Annotated in this window: 25 protein-coding genes and 2 pseudogenes; 14 read left to right on the top strand and 13 right to left on the bottom strand. The window is 57.0% G+C overall.

Going from position 1 to position 22,256, the window contains the following annotated elements:
• Positions 1 to 77 precede the first annotated feature (77 nt).
• Entirely contained in the window at positions 78 to 638 is a 561-nt protein-coding gene (gene mntP, locus ACIGHL_RS15605) for a manganese efflux pump MntP (RefSeq protein ID WP_499176647.1), read from the top strand.
• 266 nt (positions 639 to 904) lie between these two features.
• Here mntP and ACIGHL_RS15600 read toward each other — a convergent pair whose 3' ends face one another.
• A complete protein-coding gene (locus tag ACIGHL_RS15600) occupies positions 905 to 1,870 on the bottom strand; it encodes a site-specific integrase (RefSeq protein ID WP_499176649.1) in 966 nt (321 codons plus the stop codon).
• A 176-nt stretch (positions 1,871 to 2,046) separates the two neighbouring features.
• Here ACIGHL_RS15600 and ACIGHL_RS15595 point away from each other — a divergent pair, with 176 nt between their 5' ends.
• Complete coding sequence (locus ACIGHL_RS15595) at positions 2,047 to 3,045, top strand: DNA-binding protein (protein ID WP_499176651.1); 999 nt, start codon at positions 2,047 to 2,049, stop codon at positions 3,043 to 3,045.
• A 45-nt stretch (positions 3,046 to 3,090) separates the two neighbouring features.
• On the opposite strand, the gene ACIGHL_RS15590 is transcribed toward ACIGHL_RS15595, so the two are convergent.
• From ACIGHL_RS15590 to ACIGHL_RS15580, 3 genes and pseudogenes are all read right to left on the bottom strand, one after another.
• On the bottom strand, positions 3,091 to 3,477 hold the full coding sequence (locus ACIGHL_RS15590) for an antitoxin Xre/MbcA/ParS toxin-binding domain-containing protein (RefSeq protein ID WP_499176653.1): 387 nt from the start codon (positions 3,475 to 3,477) through the stop codon (positions 3,091 to 3,093).
• Positions 3,478 to 3,588: 111 nt separating this feature from the next.
• Positions 3,589 to 3,897, bottom strand: coding sequence for a hypothetical protein (locus tag ACIGHL_RS15585; protein WP_499176655.1), 309 nt, complete (start codon positions 3,895 to 3,897; stop codon positions 3,589 to 3,591).
• 204 nt (positions 3,898 to 4,101) lie between these two features.
• A pseudogene (locus ACIGHL_RS15580) lies at positions 4,102 to 4,170 on the bottom strand (MerR family transcriptional regulator); the annotation flags it as partial.
• A 71-nt stretch (positions 4,171 to 4,241) separates the two neighbouring features.
• Between ACIGHL_RS15580 and merT the strand changes: the two are divergent.
• The 6 genes from merT to ACIGHL_RS15550 all read left to right on the top strand — a co-directional run bounded on the left by merT (position 4,242) and on the right by ACIGHL_RS15550 (position 7,948).
• Positions 4,242 to 4,592 carry a mercuric ion transporter MerT gene (merT, locus tag ACIGHL_RS15575; protein WP_003131974.1) on the top strand — a complete coding sequence of 117 codons (351 nt, stop codon included), beginning with the start codon at positions 4,242 to 4,244 and terminating at the stop codon, positions 4,590 to 4,592.
• A gap of 12 nt (positions 4,593 to 4,604) precedes the next feature.
• Positions 4,605 to 4,880 carry a mercury resistance system periplasmic binding protein MerP gene (gene merP, locus ACIGHL_RS15570; protein WP_003131987.1) on the top strand — a complete coding sequence of 92 codons (276 nt, stop codon included), beginning with the start codon at positions 4,605 to 4,607 and terminating at the stop codon, positions 4,878 to 4,880.
• Positions 4,881 to 4,951: 71 nt separating this feature from the next.
• Positions 4,952 to 6,637 carry a mercury(II) reductase gene (gene merA, locus ACIGHL_RS15565; RefSeq protein WP_003158917.1) on the top strand — a complete coding sequence of 562 codons (1,686 nt, stop codon included), beginning with the start codon at positions 4,952 to 4,954 and terminating at the stop codon, positions 6,635 to 6,637.
• Between the two features lie 17 nt (positions 6,638 to 6,654).
• Positions 6,655 to 7,020, top strand: a complete 366-nt coding sequence (gene merD, locus ACIGHL_RS15560; RefSeq protein ID WP_000995360.1) for a mercury resistance co-regulator MerD — start codon at positions 6,655 to 6,657, stop codon at positions 7,018 to 7,020.
• Positions 7,017 to 7,253: a broad-spectrum mercury transporter MerE gene (gene merE, locus ACIGHL_RS15555; protein WP_003132004.1), complete on the top strand. Its 237-nt coding sequence runs from the start codon at positions 7,017 to 7,019 to the stop codon at positions 7,251 to 7,253. Before merD ends, merE begins: the two co-directional genes overlap by 4 nt.
• Entirely contained in the window at positions 7,250 to 7,948 is a 699-nt protein-coding gene (locus ACIGHL_RS15550) for an EAL domain-containing protein (protein WP_499176657.1), read from the top strand. The genes merE and ACIGHL_RS15550 overlap by 4 nt, the downstream gene beginning before the upstream one ends.
• On the opposite strand, the gene ACIGHL_RS15545 is transcribed toward ACIGHL_RS15550, so the two are convergent.
• Positions 7,870 to 8,376 (bottom strand): hypothetical protein, encoded by a 507-nt coding sequence (locus ACIGHL_RS15545; protein ID WP_499176659.1) that lies wholly within the window; start codon positions 8,374 to 8,376, stop codon positions 7,870 to 7,872. The two genes, ACIGHL_RS15550 and ACIGHL_RS15545, sit on opposite strands and share 79 nt — an antisense overlap.
• 204 nt (positions 8,377 to 8,580) lie before the next feature.
• Positions 8,581 to 8,835: a hypothetical protein gene (locus ACIGHL_RS15540; RefSeq protein ID WP_483475366.1), complete on the bottom strand. Its 255-nt coding sequence runs from the start codon at positions 8,833 to 8,835 to the stop codon at positions 8,581 to 8,583.
• Between the two features lie 319 nt (positions 8,836 to 9,154).
• Here ACIGHL_RS15540 and ACIGHL_RS15535 point away from each other — a divergent pair, with 319 nt between their 5' ends.
• Positions 9,155 to 9,964: an inositol monophosphatase family protein gene (locus ACIGHL_RS15535; protein WP_499176661.1), complete on the top strand. Its 810-nt coding sequence runs from the start codon at positions 9,155 to 9,157 to the stop codon at positions 9,962 to 9,964.
• Between the two features lie 13 nt (positions 9,965 to 9,977).
• Here the strand turns inward: ACIGHL_RS15535 and ACIGHL_RS15530 are convergent, their stop codons facing one another.
• From ACIGHL_RS15530 to ACIGHL_RS15520, 3 genes are all read right to left on the bottom strand, one after another.
• The gene (locus ACIGHL_RS15530; protein WP_499176663.1) at positions 9,978 to 12,401 is read right to left on the bottom strand and encodes a S8 family peptidase; all 2,424 of its coding nucleotides are present in this window, start codon (positions 12,399 to 12,401) and stop codon (positions 9,978 to 9,980) included.
• Positions 12,402 to 12,425: 24 nt separating this feature from the next.
• Complete coding sequence (locus tag ACIGHL_RS15525) at positions 12,426 to 13,412, bottom strand: AAA family ATPase (protein WP_267852165.1); 987 nt, start codon at positions 13,410 to 13,412, stop codon at positions 12,426 to 12,428.
• Between the two features lie 264 nt (positions 13,413 to 13,676).
• The gene (locus ACIGHL_RS15520) at positions 13,677 to 14,267 is read right to left on the bottom strand and encodes a DUF6088 family protein (protein ID WP_499176666.1); all 591 of its coding nucleotides are present in this window, start codon (positions 14,265 to 14,267) and stop codon (positions 13,677 to 13,679) included.
• A gap of 369 nt (positions 14,268 to 14,636) precedes the next feature.
• Between ACIGHL_RS15520 and ACIGHL_RS15515 the strand changes: the two genes are divergently transcribed.
• Complete coding sequence (locus ACIGHL_RS15515; RefSeq protein ID WP_499176667.1) at positions 14,637 to 14,867, top strand: hypothetical protein; 231 nt, start codon at positions 14,637 to 14,639, stop codon at positions 14,865 to 14,867.
• A gap of 472 nt (positions 14,868 to 15,339) precedes the next feature.
• Here ACIGHL_RS15515 and ACIGHL_RS15510 read toward each other — a convergent pair whose 3' ends face one another.
• Positions 15,340 to 16,293 carry an endonuclease gene (locus ACIGHL_RS15510; protein ID WP_499176669.1) on the bottom strand — a complete coding sequence of 318 codons (954 nt, stop codon included), beginning with the start codon at positions 16,291 to 16,293 and terminating at the stop codon, positions 15,340 to 15,342.
• A 111-nt stretch (positions 16,294 to 16,404) separates the two neighbouring features.
• Positions 16,405 to 17,118, bottom strand: a complete 714-nt coding sequence (locus tag ACIGHL_RS15505; protein ID WP_499176671.1) for an SOS response-associated peptidase family protein — start codon at positions 17,116 to 17,118, stop codon at positions 16,405 to 16,407.
• A gap of 84 nt (positions 17,119 to 17,202) precedes the next feature.
• Between ACIGHL_RS15505 and ACIGHL_RS15500 the strand changes: the two genes are divergently transcribed.
• The 4 genes and pseudogenes from ACIGHL_RS15500 (at position 17,203) to ACIGHL_RS15485 (ending at position 21,109) form a co-directional block, all read left to right on the top strand.
• Positions 17,203 to 17,634, top strand: a complete 432-nt coding sequence (locus tag ACIGHL_RS15500) for a LexA family protein (RefSeq protein ID WP_158190204.1) — start codon at positions 17,203 to 17,205, stop codon at positions 17,632 to 17,634.
• A pseudogene (locus ACIGHL_RS15495) lies at positions 17,621 to 17,869 on the top strand (Y-family DNA polymerase); the annotation flags it as partial. The gene ACIGHL_RS15500 and the pseudogene ACIGHL_RS15495, both read left to right, overlap by 14 nt.
• 58 nt (positions 17,870 to 17,927) lie before the next feature.
• Positions 17,928 to 18,947: a tyrosine-type recombinase/integrase gene (locus ACIGHL_RS15490; RefSeq protein ID WP_011914410.1), complete on the top strand. Its 1,020-nt coding sequence runs from the start codon at positions 17,928 to 17,930 to the stop codon at positions 18,945 to 18,947.
• Positions 18,944 to 21,109: a site-specific integrase gene (locus tag ACIGHL_RS15485; RefSeq protein ID WP_011914409.1), complete on the top strand. Its 2,166-nt coding sequence runs from the start codon at positions 18,944 to 18,946 to the stop codon at positions 21,107 to 21,109. Before ACIGHL_RS15490 ends, ACIGHL_RS15485 begins: the two co-directional genes overlap by 4 nt.
• Before the next feature lie 144 nt (positions 21,110 to 21,253).
• On the opposite strand, the gene ACIGHL_RS15480 is transcribed toward ACIGHL_RS15485, so the two are convergent.
• Positions 21,254 to 21,757, bottom strand: a complete 504-nt coding sequence (locus ACIGHL_RS15480; RefSeq protein ID WP_011914408.1) for a chlorite dismutase family protein — start codon at positions 21,755 to 21,757, stop codon at positions 21,254 to 21,256.
• Positions 21,758 to 21,840: 83 nt separating this feature from the next.
• Positions 21,841 to 22,203: a cupin domain-containing protein gene (locus ACIGHL_RS15475; RefSeq protein ID WP_071534424.1), complete on the bottom strand. Its 363-nt coding sequence runs from the start codon at positions 22,201 to 22,203 to the stop codon at positions 21,841 to 21,843.
• Positions 22,204 to 22,256: the final 53 nt, after the last annotated feature.

The following is a 22,256-nucleotide window of genomic DNA, read 5'->3' as shown; positions in this document are numbered from 1 at the left end:
GGCGAGACCATCGGCATATCTACCCCAAAGCCGGGCGTGTAGATATGTCGTGGACTCCGTGCCCGGCTGGAAGTGTTATGAATCCGCTCTCGCTAGTAATGCTCGCTCTTGCCATGTCCACAGATGCATTTGCCGCCGCTGTCGGTAAAGGGTCGAGCCTAGACAAGCCACACATTACCGAAGCACTGCGCATGGGTTTGATCTTCGGCATTGTCGAAGCAATCACGCCCGTCATCGGTTGGCTGATCGGCCAAGCGGCGTCGCAATTTGTCGAAAGCTGGGATCACTGGATCGCCTTCACGCTGCTGCTAATCCTCGGCTCGTACATGATATACAACGGTTTCAAGGCGCCTGAGGAAAAGGCTGAAAAAATAAAGCAACATTCCCTGTTTCTGCTGATCGTCACCGCCGTTGCCACTAGTATCGATGCGCTGGCAGTGGGTGTGGGTTTGGCGTTTATCGAGGTCAACATTCTTGTTGCCGCGCTGGCCATTGGCTTGGCCACGATGGTCATGGTGACTTTCGGCGTTATGCTTGGAAGGGCTATTGGTACCCTCGTCGGGCGCCGAGCGGAGATTGTAGGCGGCGTGGTTTTGATCCTCGTTGGCGCGACCATTCTCTACGAGCATTTGGCGTAATAACGCCAGTACAGTACCAGCAATTAACCTATTTACGTCCGGTAGAAGGCTAAGAATCGACCAGAACTTAGCGTACGTTTTTTCCGATTTCAGTAGGCTTACCTGGCGTCTCCATAGCCTGCAACCGGTACGCATATTCTCGGCGTAGCAGTGTTTACCCCCCCGGCGAAACCTTGATGCATTCCACCACCGATTCCAAGCCGTTTCCGTCCATTTCGATGCCGGCCTGCTACTCATTGCGCCGTTATTCCTGCCATGCATCGATGTTAGCGAATTAGTAGAGTCAGAGTGCCGGCATTGAGTTCAAGGGCGGGTCTAGCCGCCAGGCCATCAAAGGAAATAGCGGGATCGATGTACCGCATGGCCGACTTGATGTCTTTCCAGCCTACATAGGTCATCAAGGCCTTGAGGTCCCATCCGCTGGCCGTGGCCCACGTAGCGAAGCCGCGGCGCAAGGAGTGACTGGTATACAGTTCAGCCGGAATCCCGGCGCGTTGAAGAATCTGGCGCAGCAGGCTGATCAGGCTACCCGGGTGTAAAGCATCCTCGCTGAGATGCCCCCAGCGATCCAGGCGGCGGAACACGGCTCCTCGAACTATCCCGGCGGCACTGATCCAGTCGAGATAGGCCTGTACCGGACATAGTCGCTTTAGCGCCGGCGTGTAGTGCGTCGTACCGAGATTTTCTCGGTCGCCCTTGCTCTGCGGCAGGAACAGACGCATGCCTGCGCCTGCCTCGGCCTGAATATGCTCGACCTGCAGCCGGCAGAGCTCATCACTGCGAAAGCCCCGCCAGAAGCCGATCAGCAGTAATGCCATGTCGCGCCGGCAGCGCAACAGGTTCGCTAAATCGCCCCGCATCCGAGCACGCTCTGACTCCTGATCCAGCCATTGAGCTGCCTGCTCCAAGTGCTGCAGCTGCAGAGGGGCAGCTTGCTTGACCTGTGCCGGATGCAGGGTGCGGATGCCCTTGAGTACCTGACGCACCGTGGGAGTCTTCGTTGGGTCGGGAAAGCCTTGGGTGATATGCCATTGAGCGAGAGCAGCCAAGCGTTGCTTCAACGTGTTCACGCTTAGCGTATCCGCATAGTCCACCAAGTAGCGGACAACACTATCGCCTGTTGCAGGCAGAAAGCCGCCCCACGACACTTCGAAGTGCTCGATGGCCGACTGATAGCTGCGGCGGGTGTTTTCCCGCGTACCTGCTTGTAGGTAGCGCCCGACGTCTTTCATCGCCTGATGCCCTTTATGTACTGAAAAACGGCCACTGAACGACCGTTTGTGCCATTCATATTGAATAATGCTTCATTATCCTATCTTAAATAACCCATATTTTCTCGCTTTACATCAGATCTATTTAGTATGTAAATACATGGTATGTAATCCAATACGAAATCGTAGGAGCAACCATGGCCCGTGGCGGCATTAACAAGGCATTGGTTCAGAAGGCCCGCCGGACCATCCTGGCGCGGGGCGAGAATCCCAGCATCGATGCGGTGCGGGTCGAACTTGGCAACACGGGCTCGAAAACCACCATTCATCGCTACCTGAAAGAAATGGAAGAGGCTGAGCGTGGCCGGCAAACGGCTCCGTCTCTCAGCGAGCAGTTAGGCAATTTGGTGAGCCTGCTCGCTGAGCAGCTAAGAGAAGAGGCTCAGGCAGCTGTAGCACAGGAACGCGAGCAGCTGGCACGTGAGCGACTCGATTACCAAGACCAGATGCGGCAGGCTGAAAGCCGAATAGAGCAGCTTGAAGGTCAGTCTTCTACGCTCGGGGAGCAGCTCAACGCTGCTCAGCAGACACTGCAGCACGAGCAGCAGAAGTGCCAGCAGGTCGAGCTGGAAAATGCGCGGTTAGTGCAGGCCAATGCCGATCTGGAGACGCGCCTGATTGATCGCGACAGCCAAATTGTGTCGCTGGAGGACAAACACCAACATGCCCGTAATGCCCTGGAGCACTACCGGCAGGCCAGCAAGGATCAGCGCGAGCAAGACCAGCGGCGTCACGAAGCCCAGGTTCAGCAACTGCAGGTTGAGCTGCGGCAGCTCCGGCAGACCCTGATCATTAAGCAGGACGAGCTGACCCAGCTTAACCGTGACAATGCACGTCTACTCACCGAGGCGCGGCAGATGCAGAAGGATCAGCGTGCTCAAGAACAGCATCTCACGCAGAAAACTCAGTCCTTGGAGATCGCCCGGAGCACGTTGACCGGAATGGAGCGTACGAATGATGCACTGGAGCAGCGCTGCCGCGCTTTGCAGGATGAAGTCGCCCGGCTTGGCGAAGCCACCGATGCTCAGGCACAAAGAGCCCAGGGCTTACAGGAGCGCTTGTCCGAAGCCCTCGCGCAGCTGAAGCTGCTCAGGCATGCACCGCCTGCCGTCCCCGGCAATGCAAGTAGCCCATGATCCGGCTCACTGCGGCCAGAAACAGACACCGGTACCGTGGGCGGGTCAGACAGGCAAGCCATGTTCAATCGCATGAATGGCCTGCTGTACGGCACGCCCTCCAGCTTCTGTTACCACCAGATCGACCGGCCGCGCATTTGCCAGCAGCATATTCGTTGTGGTCAGCCATCGGAGCGCACCTTCTAGGTTGCCGTCATATAAATCCAGCAGAACATCCAGAGTCTCGACAAGGCGACAGTAAATCTCACTCTCCTTTTCAGACATCGATTCACCGCAGGCAGATATCCCGACCCATTCCGCTATCTGCACAGGCGATCGCCCAAGCTCCCGAGCCAGGTCGGCGATCAACGTAGCTGGCAGGCCCGCCAGTACAGCCAGATGCAGGTAGTAGTGGCCTTTCGGCAAATCCAGCTTATCGAAGAGGTTGTTCACACTGCCTCCGGGGTCATGCATATCCAAAGTTTCAGGCTCAGCGGATGCAAAGCCTGCAGGAGCCGTTGAGTCACTGACCATGTGACTGCGAATGCTGCCTGATCGGCGCACTCAACCTTCGGCCCAGAAATCATCCTTTCGCACCAAACCAAACTCATCCTGATTGGCGTCAGGTTCATCATCGAACATGGTGTTAACCATTCGCTCGCGACGAAGCATGGCCAGCGTTCGGAAAAAGCACGATTCACAAAGGTGAATCTCATAGCGCTCGCCATCATGCTTTGAACCGTAACCCCAGCAAGCTTGAAGAACGCCGAACTGGTGCCCATAGCCCTCAACGCGTGTGCCTTGGCAACAGGCGTCGCAAGTAACGTCTGAGGTCGTTTCCGTCGGCTCGGTAGCAACGTGGCGCATGATCATCAGCTCCAAGGAAGGGAGGCTTTAGGCTGCCATCCAACTTACCAATCGATATAAAGGCATTGAAAAGGCGACCCGAGAGATCACCTCGAAGTGACGAGGGTAGCGTATGTCGGCACGCCCAATGTATTCGAGCGTAGAATTCACCTATGGATCAAAAGGTTAGAGAGGAAGTGAGTGAAATTTTCCCTTATCTCGGCACGCACCCGTCTCCACATTGACCCCGGCCGCCTTGGCGAAAACGCCAATGGTCAGGTTCTCCAAATTGTTTTCCATATCGCTTGACTCCGTACATGAGTACGGAAGTAAGGTTACGCTATCCAATTTCAATTCGAAAGGACAAGCGCATGTCTGAACCAAAAACCGGGCGCGGCGCGCTCTTCACTGGAGGGCTTGCCGCCATCCTCGCCTCGGCTTGCTGCCTCGGGCCGTTGGTTCTGATCGCCTTGGGGTTCAGCGGCGCTTGGATCGGCAACTTGGCGGTGTTGGAACCCTATCGCCCCATCTTTATCGGCGTGGCGCTGGTGGCGTTGTTCTTCGCCTGGCGGCGCATCTACCGGCAGGCAGCGGCCTGCAAACCGGGTGAGGTCTGCGCGATTCCCCAAGTGCGAGCTACTTACAAGCTCATTTTCTGGATCGTGGCCGCGCTGGTTCTGGTCGCGCTCGGATTTCCCTACGTCATGCCATTTTTCTACTGATCGGAGTTCACCATGAAGAAACTGTTTGCCTCCCTCGCCCTCGCCGCCGTTGTTGCCCCCGTCTGGGCCGCCACCCAGACCGTCACGCTGTCCGTACCGGGCATGACCTGCTCCGCCTGCCCGATCACTGTCAAGAAGGCGATTTCCAAGGTCGAAGGCGTCAGCAAAGTTGACGTGACTTTCGAGACACGCCAAGCGGTCGTCACCTTCGACGATGCCAAGACCAGCGTGCAGAAGCTGACCAAGGCAACCGCAGACGCGGGCTATCCGTCCAGCGTCAAGCAGTGAGTCACTGAAAACGGCACCGCAGCACAACGGACGTCATTGTCTGGCGCCACAAACGATAAAGGATCTGTTGCATGACCCATCTAAAAATCACCGGCATGACTTGCGACTCGTGCGCGGCGCACGTCAAGGAAGCGCTGGAAAAAGTGCCAGGCGTGCAGTCGGCGCTGGTGTCCTATCCGAAGGGCACAGCGCAACTCGCCATCGTGCCGGGCACATCGCCGGACGCGCTGACTGCCGCCGTGGCCGGACTGGGCTACAAGGCAACGCTAGCCGATGCGCCACTGGCGGACAACCGCGTCGGACTGCTCGACAAGGTGCGGGGATGGATGGCCGCCGCCGAAAAGCACAGTGGCAACGAGCCCCCGGTGCAGGTAGCGGTCATTGGCAGCGGTGGAGCCGCGATGGCGGCGGCGCTGAAAGCCGTCGAGCAAGGCGCGCAGGTCACGCTGATCGAGCGCGGCACCATCGGCGGCACCTGCGTCAATGTCGGCTGTGTGCCGTCCAAGATCATGATCCGCGCCGCCCACATCGCCCATCTGCGCCGGGAAAGCCCGTTCGATGGCGGTATTGCGGCAACTGTGCCTACGATTGACCGCAGTAAGCTGCTGGCCCAGCAGCAGGCCCGCGTCGACGAACTGCGGCACGCCAAGTACGAAGGCATCCTGGGCGGTAATCCGGCCATCACCGTTGTGCACGGTGAGGCGCGCTTCAAGGACGACCAGAGCCTTACCGTCCGTTTGAACGAGGGTGGCGAGCGCGTCGTGATGTTCGACCGCTGCCTGGTCGCCACGGGTGCCAGCCCGGCGGTCCCGCCGATTCCGGGCTTGAAAGAGTCACCCTACTGGACTTCCACCGAGGCCCTGGCGAGCGACACCATTCCCGAACGCCTTGCCGTAATCGGCTCGTCGGTGGTGGCGCTGGAGCTGGCGCAAGCCTTTGCCCGGCTGGGCAGCAAGGTCACGGTCCTGGCGCGCAATACCTTGTTCTTCCGTGAAGACCCGGCCATCGGCGAGGCGGTGACAGCCGCTTTCCGTGCCGAGGGCATCGAGGTGCTGGAGCACACGCAAGCCAGCCAGGTCGCCCATATGGACGGTGAATTCGTGCTGACCACCACGCACGGTGAATTGCGCGCCGACAAACTGCTGGTTGCCACCGGTCGGACACCGAACACGCGCAGCCTCGCGCTGGACGCAGCGGGGGTCACTGTCAATGCGCAAGGTGCCATCGCCATCGACCAAGGCATGCGCACGAGCAACCCGAACATCTACGCGGCCGGCGACTGCACCGACCAGCCGCAGTTCGTCTATGTGGCGGCAGCGGCCGGCACCCGTGCCGCGATCAACATGACCGGCGGCGATGCGGCGCTCGACCTGACCGCAATGCCGGCCGTGGTGTTCACCGATCCGCAAGTGGCGACCGTGGGCTACAGCGAGGCGGAAGCCCACCACGACGGGATCGAGACCGACAGCCGCACCTTGACCTTGGACAACGTGCCGCGTGCGCTCGCCAACTTCGACACACGCGGCTTCATCAAGTTGGTTATCGAGGAAGGCAGCCATCGGCTGATCGGCGTACAGGCGGTCGCGCCGGAAGCGGGTGAACTGATCCAGACGGCGGCTCTGGCCATTCGCAACCGCATGACGGTGCAGGAACTGGCCGACCAGTTGTTCCCCTACCTGACGATGGTCGAGGGGTTGAAGCTCGCGGCGCAGACCTTCAACAAGGATGTGAAGCAGCTTTCCTGCTGCGCCGGGTGAGAAAAAGGAGGTGTTCAATGAACGCCTACACGGTGTCCCGGCTGGCTCTTGATGCCGGGGTGAGCGTGCATATCGTGCGCGACTACCTGCTGCGCGGATTGCTGCGCCCGGTGGCGTGCACACCAGGCGGCTACGGCTTGTTCGATGACGCCGCCTTGCAACGGCTGTGCTTCGTGCGGGCGGCCTTCGAGGCGGGCATCGGCCTCGACGCGCTGGCGCGGCTGTGCCGGGCGCTGGATGCGGCGGACGGCGACGAAGCGGCCGCGCAGCTTGCCCTGCTGCGTCAGTTCGTCGAGCGTCGGCGCGAAGCGTTGGCCGATCTGGAAGTGCAGTTGGCCACCCTGCCGACCGAGCCGGCACAGCACGCGGAGAGTCTGCCATGAACAACCCCGAGCGCTTGCCGTCCGAGACGCACAAACCGATCACCGGCTACCTGTGGGGCGGACTGGCTGTGCTGACTTGCCCCTGCCACCTGCCCATCCTCGCTGTCGTGCTGGCCGGCACAACCGCCGGTGCTTTCCTCGGCGAGCATTGGGTCATCGCGGCGCTCGGTTTGACCGGCCTGTTCCTTCTGTCCCTGTCGCGGGCGTTGCGGGCATTCAGGGAAAGAGAATGAGCGCTTTCCGGCCGGATGGATGGACGACGCCGGAACTGGCCCAAGCGGTCGAGCGCGGGCAGCTTGAACTGCACTACCAGCCCGTCGTCGATCTGCGCAGTGGTGGGATTGTCGGCGCGGAAGCCCTGTTGCGCTGGCGTCATCCGACGCTTGGACTATTGCCACCGGGCCAGTTCCTGCCCGTGGTCGAATCGTCCGGCCTGATGCCTGAAATCGGCGCTTGGGTGCTGGGCGAAGCCTGCCGCCAGATGCGTGACTGGCGAATGCTGGCATGGCGACCGTTCCGGCTGGCCGTCAATGTTTCGGCGAGCCAAGTGGGACCGGACTTCGACGGGTGGGTAAAGGGCGTGCTGGCTGATGCCGAGTTGCCCGCCGAGTATCTCGAAATCGAGCTGACCGAATCGGTCGCGTTTGGTGATCCGGCGATCTTCCCCGCCCTGGACGCCTTGCGGCAGATCGGTGTGCGCTTCGCCGCCGATGACTTCGGGACGGGGTATTCCTGTCTGCAACATCTGAAGTGCTGCCCAATCAGCACGCTCAAGATCGACCAATCGTTTGTCGCCGGGCTCGCCAACGACCGCCGCGACCAAACCATCGTGCACACCGTGATTCAGCTTCAGGTGTCCGCCCCGAAGTCGCTCAGCATCTTTCGCATCTTCCGCGTTGCCACTTCGAGTTTGGCGGTGTTGGCTTGAAGGTCGGACGTAAACCACATCACGCCTGCTAGGAAGCTTCCGAAAAGCTCCTCGAATCTAACGACGGCATATTCCGCCGGATTGTTCGCTGTGAGCTTCGCAGCCCCGGCCACATAAACGAGCTTTCTTAGTGATGGGTTTGTCGTGTGACCCGCCGCCTCGGCAGTGCCCATGTGCAAGATGCCGTTGCGGGCGACCCAAAGCTCCTCAGCGGTGCAGGGCAGAGGGTTTTTCGACAGCATGTAATCGTTCACCCAGGCAGCGAAATCCCTCGGGCCATGCTTATCTGGCGCCACTGATAGCCAGGACATCTGGTCTATCGCTGTGTAGGTCAGCATCACAGCAGCAAGGTTATGCCCACCGTCACGAAGGTGGTTAATGGCGTCCGCAAGGTTTGCCGCAAACTTGAAAACAGTGTTGTCGTTCATGCTTCGTACCGATGGCTCCATGTTTTTCCTTCAACCGTTCAGTTGCCAGCCGGGGTTTCACGCGGCAACGACATATAAACGTTCATCACCCGATCCAGCTCGCTGGCCAAGAAGAACACGGCATGACCGCATGGTCCATGCCCATTAACGAATGTTGGCATGCCGTCTGTAGGGGCCGCTCGGGGCGGCGGGGCTCCTTTCAGTTCAGTCGTCACCGAATAGGTCGCTAGGGTCGTAGGTGTCGCCATAGCAGCGCGGGCACATATCGACGCTGAAGGACGTTTCATCCACCCAGCCGCGCGCCAAACGATAGTGCGCCATATCCTCGGGGCCGCAGTGCAGGCACGGCACACACTGTTTCACCGCGCCCAGCAGACGCCGCACGCGCTGCCGCGCTGCCTCCCAGGTTTCTCCAGGCAAAGCCAGGGCGGCGACTTGGGAGGCGGTCGGCTCGGTCATGGCAAAGAGGGTTCCTTTCTGTTAGCTGGCAAGAATATAGTTTGACACAACAGCCCCTGGAAAAACTGGGCTTGAGCGTTCTCTTCAACCCTAACTCCGACAATATAGTTTGACACACGCCATGGCCTGTATCGAATACGAGCAGATCATGCAAACAATATAGATTGACACAAGCTTGCCAGCGGCCGCGCGAGTGATCGCTCAGCGACCAAGAACAATCAAATTTTTGTCTTCCCGACCATCGGACTCCGCTCCAAAAGCATTTTGGGCAAAATGCGATTAATCTTCAAGAGTTGATCGACAAATGCAAGGGGACCGTATGAACGTCTTGGACTTGCTCAACCCTGCGGTTGACAGGGTTCGTCGTGCCGGCGAACTGTTGTCCGCTGAATGGCATCGCACCGGTGGCCCTAGAGGACACGGGGACAAGGCAGTTATCGATTCTCAGATTGAAGTTCAGCTACGTTTGGAGTTACTCAATCTTCTGGATTGTGACTTCTGGGGCGAGGAAACCGGTTCCCACATGGCGGGCCATGAGTTCTGCTGGGTAGTTGACCCGAATGATGGGACGCGAGATTTCTTGCAGAAAATCCCTGGTTCTGCGATTTCAGTTGGGCTCCTCCATAATGCAAAACCAATTCTCGGGGTCGTTTACGCACCGATAACGCTAGATCTCGGTGAGGACTGTATCTATTGGGCAGAGGGGCAAACGGGGCTGATGCGTAACGGGCAATCAGTTCACGCTCCACTCGGCCAATTAACGCTGGAGCCTGGTAGTGCAGTGCTGGTGAGCACTGCCGCCGCCGGCAAACCAGAGCACAACGCAGAGCTCTGTGCCCCAGCAGAGTTCATACCGATGCCCAGCGTAGCCTATCGTCTAGCCCGCGCTGCTGCAGGTGATGCTCTGGTTGGTACATCTTTAGTCCCCGTGTCCGCCCACGATGTGGTCGGAGGACACGCGTTGCTAATCGGTGCGGGTGGCGTGCTACTTAATCAGGATGGTGAACCGGTCTCTTATGAATCCGAAGACCGGATGAGGGAGGTTTGCTCGCGTTGCTTTGGTGGAGCGCCACAGGCGTGTCGCGAGCTCGCCACCAGGGATTGGAGCCGCTTGTTCCAGCAGCCATGAGGCTCCATCGTGACTACCGTCGGGCCTGCAGACGCTCAGCCTGTTGCCGCTCCCGAATCTCAGCCTGCTGTGCAATCACGGCCTGGATCTGGGCATAGAGCTGGGCATCTTCGTTGTCACGGTCAGCAACCGTCACAACCAGTGCATAAGGTTCTTTCTCCAAGACGTCTGGATGATTCCACTCGCGATCTTGCCTGATCACCACTACAAACCATTTTTCATCGGGATTGCGCCGCCGGAACGTCCAGCGTGAAGACTGAACGGTGCCGCGGCTTCGCTGCTGAGCCGTAATTTCACGATTGCCTGTTGCATCATCGTTGCGCGAATCCACATCCGCTTTTTCGGCTTGATTGAAGTGCTTCTGGACCTCTTCCAGAGATGCACCTTTGACTAGGCGATAACTGATCTGGGTCGCCAGATATTCGATCCTGGTCGTACGAACTGCAGGCGAATACGCCAGCGTGACAGTGAGCTCGCGGGTAGCAAGGCTTTTGCGTAGAAAGTCGGGGGGCAAAGGCAATTCGAAAAACTGGCAGGAGTCCTTTTCGATAGTCTGCTCCGAGACCAAGACGACGGCGTTATCTGATGAGCGAAAGAGGTCACCCTCATTCACCTCTCCGTAGCCGGCTACATCCCTCGCCACTTCACGATGCAGGGTACTTTTGTCCGCTTTGTAGGCGTTCGTAAAATCTTCAGAGAATGTCGAAGCAACCTCATCAGGCAGAGAGGCTTGATTTACCAGCATTGCTCGGAGCAAATTCGCAGAGGCCAAGGGGTACTCGTTCAGCAAGCGCCCGGCCAAATGGGTGATGTAGGGAGCAGCCAAACTAGTCCCGCTGACTTCCTTGAAGATCGTGTTGCCCACGAACTCATGGTTAAACGTCAGTACACCCAGCCCCCTTTCCACCTGCCTCCATTGGCCACCTCTAGGCCGCATCGGGCACGCCAGGTTGCCACCTGTTGCCACGAGCTCAGGCTTGAACGCCCCTTTTACGGAGGGCCCATGCCGAGTAAAAGGCGATGGCTGGTTTTCGGATGCTGGTGATAGCTCGTGGATTTCCGGATAACGCTGAGTCTGCGCCGTGGCGTTATGCCGAGCAATGCTGCCGACAGTTAGTACTGACATCGCGGGCGCTGGATCAATGATCGAGCTCTGCTCTGCTAGCAAGTATTCTGGGTATTCCTCCCGCCAGCTATTGATCGGAACAGCCGGGTCTTCCGATCCACAAAAATTCCCGGTCGATACCACGAACAAAATATTGTGTCTCCTGGATAGGACATCCAGGATGTAAGCGAGGCCACGGACGTGCATCCCGTCGTAGGGCGCGTTGCTGTTGCCCAGCGACAAGTTGAAGATCCGGCAACCAAGCTCAACGAAGTACTCAACAGCGCGAGTCAGCGATGCCTCAAGGGTGTGCTCGTTGTAAACAGCGTTACCCGACTGAGGACACCGTTTCATCACCTTGCCGTTGTAGATCCAGAACTGGGGACGCCAGAAATTACCGGCGTCACATGCTTCAACGTCGCCATATAAAGCTACACCAGCCACTGCCGTACCATGCCCAGCCAGATCCGCTTCGCCCTCTTCATCGACGAAGGAGGCGCTTTCTGCCATCGCAGGTCGCAGTAGCGGATGGTTAGCGTTGATGCCGCTATCCAGGATGCACACCCGGGATGCTCCTGCTGGCGGTGGCGCTATATCACGCGGCAAGACGTTGATATCCCTGCTCAGTTGCTGGACGCTGATCCCTGTCGCCGGAATAAGGTCGACAAGGCGGACATCGCGGTGATTGAGTAGCAGCTGTGCTTGGTCTGGATTCACCTCAACCCGATACATGAGGAGGCTATCTAGATTCACCCTATCGAGTTGCCTGATGCCTACGCTTTGGAGCCATTGCTCGAAGGCGGTTGTTAAGCGGGTTCGGTTTGGGTGGTTCGCGACCTCAACAGGCCAGAGCTCAACATCCAGCTTGAAGGCCGCGGCCTGGGGCAGGCCGATGTGGGTTAACGCCCAACTCATTCGATCTTCTGCAGACCAGGCTTCGATACCCTCGATCGCCTCAAGAATCTGCTTATAGGTCAGGGCAGCGCCGAGGACACCAAGCTTGTTCAAGTGATCGGCAAACTGCGCCAGTCCGGCCTCCGTAGCGAATACTACGCAGAGCTGCTTGTTCTCTTGGCTAATGAACTCCAACCCATGAAACTTCAGGTTGGTGAAGGTCAATGCGCCCTCATATTTGATCTTGAGGACGAAGGGAGATTCGGCAGTGGAGCCAATCTGTCTCCTAGCCTGCCCTGCGGCCGTTGCGAAGTAGGCATTGAGCCTCTGGCCGTGGCCCCGCTGATCTTCGCGGGTTACAAATCTAGGTGGGTTCTTGGTCCGGCGCTGGTTGTCCAGGGTCTCCCGGGTGATGCTCAGATGCTTGTAGGTAGCCACTACTTCTTCCTTGAAAGCCGATCCTTAGAACTTCCTGAGACCCTCCCGCACAAGTGCGCTTTTCAGCTCCTTGATTGTGAGGAATTCTTGCCCTCTCAGGATCATTCGCTTCGCAGCCCGCCGTATGACTCGTTCAATATCGGCGCCGCTCTTGCCCTTAAATTCCTTTATTACTTCTTTGTCGTCAATCTCAAACTGACGCCGAATTCCGCGCAACTTAAGAGTCAGGATATCAAGCAATTGCTTCTCATCCGGAAGCGGGAATTCGATCGACTCGTCGAATCGTCTCCAAATGGCCGAATCCAGGATTTTTTCGTGGTTTGTAGCGGCAAGGATCACGCTGCTGCCTTCATACGAATCCATCATCTGAAGAACCGCATTCACAACCCGTCGTAATTCGCCGTGGTCACCACTATCGCCCCGCTCTTTGCCGATGGCGTCGAACTCATCAAACAGTGCAACCAGCGAGTGCTGTGAGATGAAGTCAAAAACCTTGCGAAGGTTCGCTGCAGTTTCACCGAGGAACGAAGACATCAAGGCGTCGAGTCGAACGATAGCTAATGGCCGATCGAGCTCAAATGCCACGACCTCAGCTGCAAGCGTCTTTCCACATCCAGGCGGGCCGAAAAAGATGATTTTGGTGGCTGGCTTCATCCCATAGCTGCGCAGGACATCATCCCTTCGGTTTTCCTCCAAGATCTCCTCCAGGGCAGCCGCACTGCTTGGAGGAAGGATGACTTCGTCCAGGGAGCGCTTGGGCGTTCTGATATCGAGCAGCGGTAGGCCGCGCTCCTTATCCGCCGGAATGTCGTAGTGAACTCGCTGGTTGTTGCTGGACGCACGGGAGTTAACGTCACCGCCGTAGAGAATCTGCTCCAGGTCGTTCGCAAGGAGATGGTGTTGTTTCTGGCGCTCTTCTTCGATAACAGCCTGCGAGGCGCGACGGAATGCATCTGCATCACCCGTCGTGCCTGCCCGGAACAACTGCCGGAGAATCTTTCCATTCGCCATTTTTTCCACCCTATTAAGTCATTGTTTGCTGTCGCAGTATCGAGGCCGTTAGTAAAGCGATCGCTCTTAACTAGCTCGCAATGACCAATCTCGTAACCGGGTTTTCATAACCAAGGACTCCGTTCCCCTTAACTATCAATCTGACATGTACTCAAGCTTAGCGCTCGCCTGGCAGCAAGGCCTTCCGGCTTGGCGGCGTAGCCTAGTGCACTTGGAAGCGCCATAGACAGCCTCTCCCCAAAATCCGCTGAGCTGCTGTGTCACTCATGCCACTTGGCGACTGATCGCCTGTGCCATCCAGGCAGGCAGGAGGTGCCGTACAGAGCACAACTCTTGCCAGTCGGCTGGAGACATCAGCTTATGCAGCTTTTTCATCGCTCTGGCCACATGCGCCTCGCCTAGCCAGCCAAGTGCCCGAATAGCTGCGCCAGGGAGCGCTGCACCAAGCAGCAGCATCCACTTCGGGGCTCGCTGGATCTCGACCGTTGCCTTATTCAACTTCAGCCTCCGCCCACGCCCACTGGTGAGATACACCTCTCGAACCGGTACCTGAGTGGTCAATCCGAGTGCATTTGCGGATCGTGCCCCACTGTCAGTGATCGTCTCGTGGGTCTTGTGCGCCAGAGAATTGAGCGTCTTATCCACAGCAGGAGCCCGCATCCCAAATTTTGTGGAAACAGGCGCCACATACAAGCCGCGGGCAGCACGCATCAGCAACCCGGCTTTCGCCAGGCGGGAGAAAGCCTGATCCACAGCAGCTCGGCTCCCAAGGTGCAAGAACTCCTTCGGAGTCAGTATGCCTCCTTCGGGTAATTGCCGGCTGTGATCCAGGATCGTTTCGGGAAGAGTTTTCATCGCGGCGAGTGTAGTAATTATGATGTCAGAAAATTAGATCATTATCTGACATTGGTCAACTCCTACTACGATGCGGTTTCGGCTCAAAGCCCCCTCCCAATTGATTGGGCCCGCGGCGCATCTGGAAAGCCTCAAGCGATCTAGCCATGCAATCGTGTCGTGATTGGCTGGGGTTCGTCATTGTTGAAAATGAATACTGTATTTATATACAGTATTCCGCCGCTAGCCATCGCCGGTCAATTGCGATTCGTCGGGGCGCTTCTAAATCAATGACAGCCTCATCACTCAGGAGTGGTGCGACTGAATCAGACCCGTACTCCTTGAGCCCTCTATAATGCGGCTCCCAGAGAATCCAAGCCTTTGCAATCCGTGAATCGTATTCTGCCGTTTTTAGCCCTTTCCTTTTTCCTGCTCACCACCGCCTTCGCCAGCGCACCCGCGAACTTCGATGAGGCGAAGATCGCGGCCAAGCGGCAGGTGTTTTGCGATCAAGCAGACGGCGTCGAGGGCGATCTCTATTGCGGCTGCAACTGGTCATGGGTGGGTAAGTCCGGCGGTAGGGTGGACGCGCAATCCTGTGGGTATGAAGTCCGGAAGTAGCCGAACCGCGCCGAACGCACAGAATGGGAACATATCGTCCCTGCATGGATGCGGTCAGTCCTTGATAGCTCCCTCCGTAATGTAGGCGAACTGATAGCGCTATTCATGCCCGAAAAGCGCAGGGGAGGTGTTCACTGCACTACCGAAGGGCAGCCAGCCACCGTTGTAAGCCACCAGAACTGGGCGTGGCTGCAAGGCTCATTTTATTGTGAATTATTACTTGGCCAATAAATTATTGTGCTGCTAATAATTCGTAATAAGCTGACTCAGCGGTTAGCTGCGCGGCTCGTTTCTCAACCCTCAGCGGCCAAAAAAAACAATGGAAGCTTGTGGTTTCGCAGCCGGGGGAACCGAGTTGTCACCACAGAATGCGGCTGAACTGTTCTGTGGCTAGGATAAATCGACATAGGGCTGGTCTGGCTAGCTTAAGCGAACGGCCGCTCATGCGATCAGCAGTTCCCTGATTTTTCCCTCATCTGCAATTGCCTGCCTTTCGGTAGCCGGCGGCTGCAGCTTCGGTCTCGGAACGGAAAAGCACCTGGTTCTTGGGCGATACCATGTTGTAACTGGGGCACCCCTGGGCGAGGTGATAGACCTTGCTGTTCCGATTGCCAATGATTGCGTCGTTGCTGCGAGTCTTCGGTACTGGAGCTGCAGCAGTCCGGGCAGGAACTGCGCTCACTAATCCGTCGCGAGAAGGCTTGTGCCCTAAGCTCCAAGTGCGGTCACCAGTGATAAACAGGTTCGCATGCCCCATCACGCTAGTGGTGCGGCGGTTCCACTCTTTCTCCCACGCTGACACCGGGTATTGCCGATCCCAGGCCATAAGCAGCTGCTGTTGCTGCCTGGACATGGATAGCCCGTAGCGGTCGTACATGTAGAAAGTGGAGCGCGCTACCAACCCCTTTACGTCATCACGCGGCTCGGCCGCTCGCCCTTTGAAATCCACGCGAGTGGGGCACGCGCCGTACTGCGGTGCAACGCCGGTTACCGTGCCGTATTGGAAGTTGCTTCGGTCGCCGTTCACCTCACCAACTGAGGGGTAGAGATTGAATAGGTCTGCTTCCATCGCCCGGAATACTGGGTCATCAGCAATGCAGTTCTTTCTGCCGCCGTTCTGCCAGCATTGACGCTGATGCCCGAAAATCCACGCAGGGACGATGTGCTCCCACTCGATGCGATCCGCGCGGGTCTGCTGGGCGCGAGTTTCGTAGCCGCAAGATTCAGGATCGATTCTACCGCCGGACTTGCCCGTCCATTTCCATTTACATCCACAGTACAGCTCGCCGTGTACGCTGGACGATTGGTCGAAGAACACCTTTTGTTTGGCGACTACTTTGGCCGCGGTAAAGGTAGTTGGTGCATCGGCGTTTGCGTGAGAGATTAGGAGAAGCGAAGCAAGTAGTGCAGAAACGAAGCGATTCATTCGGGCGGGAGCGTCAGGAAAATGGACGCGCATTTTACGGCGTGATTTGCTTTTGACTATCGAGAAGCTAGGGGTGTCTTTTTATAAGCTCGTGAGGACGTCCCGCCTAATTCATAACAGAGGATGATTGATCTGTTCGATCAGTGCGGGACCCTCGTTCCGTACGTTGCCTACTGATTTGTCTACCGGGTGCCAGTCGAACTCCTCCACGCACAATCCATGCTCTAGGGCGAGATTCTCAGCGTCGCGCTGCGAAAGCTCGGAATCAATCCAGCGCGAAGCGCACTCCGGCGATAGAACCAATGGACGCCGATCGTGGATGTCGAGCATCCCGGCATCACTGGATGAGGTGATGATCACAAAACCGTCACCATCACGCGGCTCCAATAAGCCGCCTCGCTGGAATCTCCCAAGTGCTGCAAAAAACATCGGCTCGCCTGTGCGAAGCGTGATGTAGTAGGGCTGCTTGATCTTCGGGTTGGCCTCGTCCTTCTTCCACTCATACCAACCGTCCGCCGGGACGATCGCGCGGCCTGTCTGCCATATATCGCGGAAAAACTTACTCGTCGCGGCTGTCTCCACCCTTGCGTTTATCGCTGGCGGTCGCTTCCCCTGCGCCCACAACGGGGCGTATCCCCACTTGACCGGTTCCATGCGAAGGCCGTCGTCGTCCTGGTGAAGCAGTTGAACCATCGATTGAGGCGGTACGTTGTAGCGCCCAATAGGCTCAGGGTTGATGCCTCCACGTAACGGTAGGGGCAACTGCACCGCGATCTTGCCCAAGTACTCGTAGGCGACTCGGTACTGGGCGAAACGTCCACACATGATGCCTCCGCACGTCTAGTTCAATTGACCGTGAGTCACCTTAAGAATACTGTGTAAATATACAGTATTCTTGAGGTGCGTATCATGCCCGTCCACATCTTGGGACCTGCCGCTCCCTCCACAATTGCACTGCCGTTTTTCAGTTTTTGCGTGCCAGCAGGCTTTCCTAGTCCCGCTCAGGACCACATGGAGGGAAGCATCTCGCTTGACGAGATGATGAACATTCGGGCCCCGCACACTTACCTTGCTCGTGCCGATGGCGAGAGCATGATTCATGTAGGTATTTTCGACAGAGATATCCTGATAATTGACCGTGGGCGTGAGGCGGAGAAGGGCGAGGTAATTATCGCAGCGCTGAACAACGAGCCACTGGTCAAGATTTTCGACCGGGACGGTAGCCAGGTAATCCTGCGCTCAGCTAATCCGAAATTCCCGCCGCGATATTTGCTAGAAAGCGAAGAACTCTACGTATGGGGTGTGGTGCCATACAGCATCCGAATCCATGGCAAATATTGAGAGAGTGATCGCTCTCATCGATTGCAATTCGTTCTACGCCAGCTGTGAGCGCGTCTTCCGACCGGACTTGCGGCGTACCCCTATCGTTGTGCTCTCGAATAACGATGGCTGTGTGATCGCGCGTTCAGCCGAGGCCAAGCTACTGGGCATCAAGATGGGCGCGCCGTACTTCCAGATCCGGCGTGACCTGGAGCGCTGGGGCGTGGTGGTGTTTTCTAGCAACTACGCGTTGTATTAAGTTAGGTGGAATGCTTTTGAGCTAGGCTGAATCCGTTGACGCTCAGGGGGCGCCCATGACCACCACCCCATTGCACAAGCAAGTGTTAAGTCGTTATTCCAGTGTACAAGCTTGGCTGGAGCTCTTGGGTAATCTGGGGCGTGCGCCGGCCACCCTTGACGCCTATGGCCGTGCCCTTGCGCATTACTTATTGCATTGCGAAGGGAGTGGGCTGAAACCCGAATCCGCGACATTCGAACAAGTCACGCTCTACATCCGTGAGCTGCTACCTGGCGCAAAGAGCGCGGTGGCGAATTCAACCTTGCACCAGCGGCTTACTGCTATCCGGTTGTGGTACGACCACCTCGTTTTTCAGGGTCTTTGCGAGCACAACCCCGTGCCCCGCGGACAGCATGGTCGGCTGGCCCAAGTGCCTGGACATGGAGGGTTTGTCAGGGGCTTGCTCCCACGGCTGATTAAGTTGCCAGACATTCCCACCGATGAGCAGTGGCGACACTTTCTCAGTATTGCGGCCAGGTCGTCTATCCGTGATCGACTAATGCTGTCGTTGGCGTATTTCGGGGCTCTTCGCCGTGCCGAGTTGGTGGCCTTGCGTATTGAGGATTTAGACGTTGCACACCGACTGATCTCGGTGCGAGCGGAAACGACCAAAGGCAAACGCAGCCGCGTCGTGTGCTACAGCCCAGACATTGCACCTGTCTTGATAGAGCATCTACATGCTCTTCGCGGCGCTGGCTGGATGCGAGGTTCGTTGTTTCGATCAGCATCAGATCGTAATCGAGGCTCGCCACTGTCCCGTTGGGCGTGGAGTAAAACGGTTGAAGGGTGGGCCAAGGAAGCGAAACTATCGCACCTGAGCACTCATACCTTTCGCCACCTTCGGCTTACCCATCTGGCCCGTGCGGGCTGGAAGCTCCATGAACTGACCACGTATGCTGGACATCGAGACCCCAAAACCACTTTGATTTACCTGCACCTATCTGGCGCGGATTTAACCGCAAAGATGGCGCACTCCGTCGGCAGTCTCGATGCTCGGATGTTCTGTGAACTCTTTGGGTCTGAGGCATTGCTATGAGCACCCCCTCAGTCACCCCTTATGTTCCGTTCGACGCGAGCAAGTACGTACGTCAGAGCGATCTATCGAAAATCGAGCTGAGCATACTTTCGAATCGCTCTCACCGTTCAGACTGGGGCTACCTCCAATCAGAGATACCTGAGCTCATGAGGCCGCTAGCTGATATAGCGGCGCACAGCGGCGTTTCTCAGCGATTAGCCATTTCATCAGTGGCAGTCATTCTCTGGAATGTCAGCAAAACCGGTAAACCCTACTGGTGTTGGTCTGAGTCGCAGTGGTTGACCTTGCTCAGTAATCGAGCAGGATCACGACCATATCTCGCTTCCGTTGCTTACCATCTCGGCGATTTTCGAACCCCGCAGCGTATCGCCAAATTCCGGCAGCCGGCGATATATGCTTCTTTTATCTTCGGCCATGCCGTGTTCAGACATGAGCACGTTCGCTTGAGCCAAGCGTTGAGATCGCTGGGCTACGCTGCTCGCCATCTTGAGCAGTTCCTTTCCAACGTGCTGGGTGCCTTGATGCTGGAAAACGGCGATCCGCGGTTGGAGACATTCACCGAGGAACTGCTACTGAAGGGCCAACAGCATCGAAGCGAAGGTGTCGCGAGATCGGTCGGAAAGGTATCTCACGGCCTCGCTGCCATGGGGATTTTGGCGAAACCTTTACGCATGCGAGGCTATACCTGTTGGCGGGCGAAAAGCATCGAAGGCATCGATCCGACTTGGGCAATGTGGTGCCGTCGATGGCGAGACACTTCCACCTTGCGTCCACGCACACGTGAAAGCAATTACAGTTTTATCTTGAGGACCGGTGTCTGGCTAGCGCGCGAGCAATCAGGAATGGCGGCGCCTACCGATTGGAGCATGTCCACTTGCGCTGCATTTATTGCTGCCGTCGACCGGATGACGGTCGGTGAGTGGGCTTTGGAGTCAGCGAAGGGAACACAGCTAAAGGGGCTTGGTCAGCCTATCGCTGCCAACTCGAAGCGCGGCTTTCTACATGCCTTGCGACGATTTTTTACAGACTTTGAACTCTGGGGATGGGGTCGTTTGAAGTTCAGCCCCCGGCATCACCTCGCCACCCCGCGATCCGTGACATTCAACTCGGGTATCAACCCGCGGGTAATTGATGACTCGACCTGGCTCAAGCTGATTTGGGCGAGTCTAAATCTTGAGCGTAGTGATCTGCTTTCGGAGATTCACTATCCGCTGTCGATGGTTCAAGCCATTGCTGTAGTGTGGACGCACGCTGGTTTGCGCAGCAATGAAATCATGCGCTTGGATAAAAGATGCGCGCATCCTCAGACCAATGATGTGGTACACGAGGATGGGACCATCGTTCCAGCAAAAACTTTATGCTATCTCGATATTCCTGCCAGCAAGACGTTCAAAGCTTTCGTCAAACCTGTAGCGGTGGTCGTGAAGGAGCGCATTGACGCCTGGCTGGAGGACAGGCCTGCTAACCAGGCCGCTTTGCTGGATGAGCGAACCGGGGAAAAAGTTAGCTACCTATTTCAGTTTCGAGGCAAGCGCATAGGCTCCAGTGTCATTAATGGCACCATCATTCCAATGCTATGCGCCAAGGCGGGTGTGCCACTGGAGGACAGTCGCGGGCGAATCACCAGCCACCGGGGACGTGCCTCCGCAGTGACGGCGCTCGCCAGCGTCCCTCAGGGCATGTCGCTGATCGAGCTAATGCAGTGGTCGGGACATAGCTCGCCGAATTCGACTTTGCATTACATTCGAATTCGGCCTACCAAGCTGGCAGCATCCTTCGTTAAAGCCGATCAAATGGCCCATATGGTCTCCGTTTTGATCGATCATGACGTAATTGTTCGCCATTCAGATGCCCCCTACACCTTCTATGACTTGGGCGACTCGTATTGTTCAAATCCCTTCTGGAGCAGCTGCCCACATCGCATGGCCTGTGCGGGGTGTGACTTCAACTTGCCGAAAGCCAGCGCAAGGGCCCAAGCATTGGAAAGCAAATCGTCTATCGGACGGTACTTGGAGGCCGTGCCTTTAACTCCCGACGAGCGAGCCATTGCCGAGGGCGACTTGGAAAAGCTGGAGAGCCTCATTCGAAAGCTGGACAATGTGCCGGCTCTAGACGGCAGGATGCCGAGGAGATCGATGAGAGAAAGAGGAGGCTATAAGTAGAAAAGTTCTTAAGCGACTAGTGGCTCGCTAGACATACCTGTCGCGTTACTCCTAAGTTATGCGACACACTAGATTTTTCGGGGTTTTGCTGGGCTGCGGGTGTCGCAGGAGTGTGCCGCACGTAGATCGAAGTTAAACCTGATGCTAGGCCGGCTCATGCACTAGCCGGATGTCGATTTCTCTGTCGACATACTGCCACTCCACCGAGGCTCGGAGTTCGGCCAGAAGCCTGTTAAAGGCCGTCTCATCAGACGGGGAATATTCGAACCAAGTCAAGAAGTCGAAGGGTTCGTTCTCGCCCAGGTCCCGACAATGGTGGAGGCGGCGGGCCACAGCAGGGAGATATTGGAGCCCGATGTGAATGTGACGGGACTGTTCCTCAAAAATCTTCCGGCGTTCGTCTTGAGACAGTCCCCACCATGAGGGGTTTTTCCGGATAGGGATCAGGGCGGCGCAGGTAGCCTCTGCTCGACCCAAGCTTGGCTGCTTCGCCACGAGACGATCCTTCTCTTCACGCACGACATAGCGCTCGTTACTCGTTATCCCGCGAAGGAGCCATTTGGTGCCCGGAGGCTGCGGCGAAACAGAGCCAGCGGCTACGTTGAGCCGTGGGATTCCAGGGAGAGGGGCTCCTGCCACGGCATTCATCGCAACAACGCGCCAAACCCCCGTTTCTCCACCAGCGAACGTAAATACTCGTGTATTCATCAGGTTCCTCTCAGGCCTTTCGCCTATTTCTCAGATAACGCAAAACCTGCACTGCCCGGCGCAACCACGGAGACAAATATGAAAGGTCCTGGACCAGAGTTCACGGCACCATGTACTTGCCCAGGTTTTGCAATGGCAATATCTCCAGCTTTAAGATGAATTTCTACGCCGTTGCCTTGATAATACTTGGCCTCACCTGAGATAACCGTCCAAGTATCTTGGCCGTGAGGATGGACATGGGCAGCTATTTCCTGCCTAGGGTAGGCGTGCCAAACTACAACGACAGAATCGTTGGTCTCCAGAACAACTGAACGGATCGGTTCGCCGTTAGACGGACGGACATATTCGTCCACCGAAAAAATCCGCGATTCCGTTTCTGCTTTCATGTTCACACTCCATTCCTGCACCGCAAGGTGACGTGCATCTGGCACTAACACCA

Origin of the sequence: Pseudomonas sp. NPDC077451 (assembly GCF_044543345.1) — a bacterium.
Lineage (GTDB): Bacteria > Pseudomonadota > Gammaproteobacteria > Pseudomonadales > Pseudomonadaceae > Stutzerimonas.
This window is presented reverse-complemented; position numbering and strand designations above follow the sequence as displayed.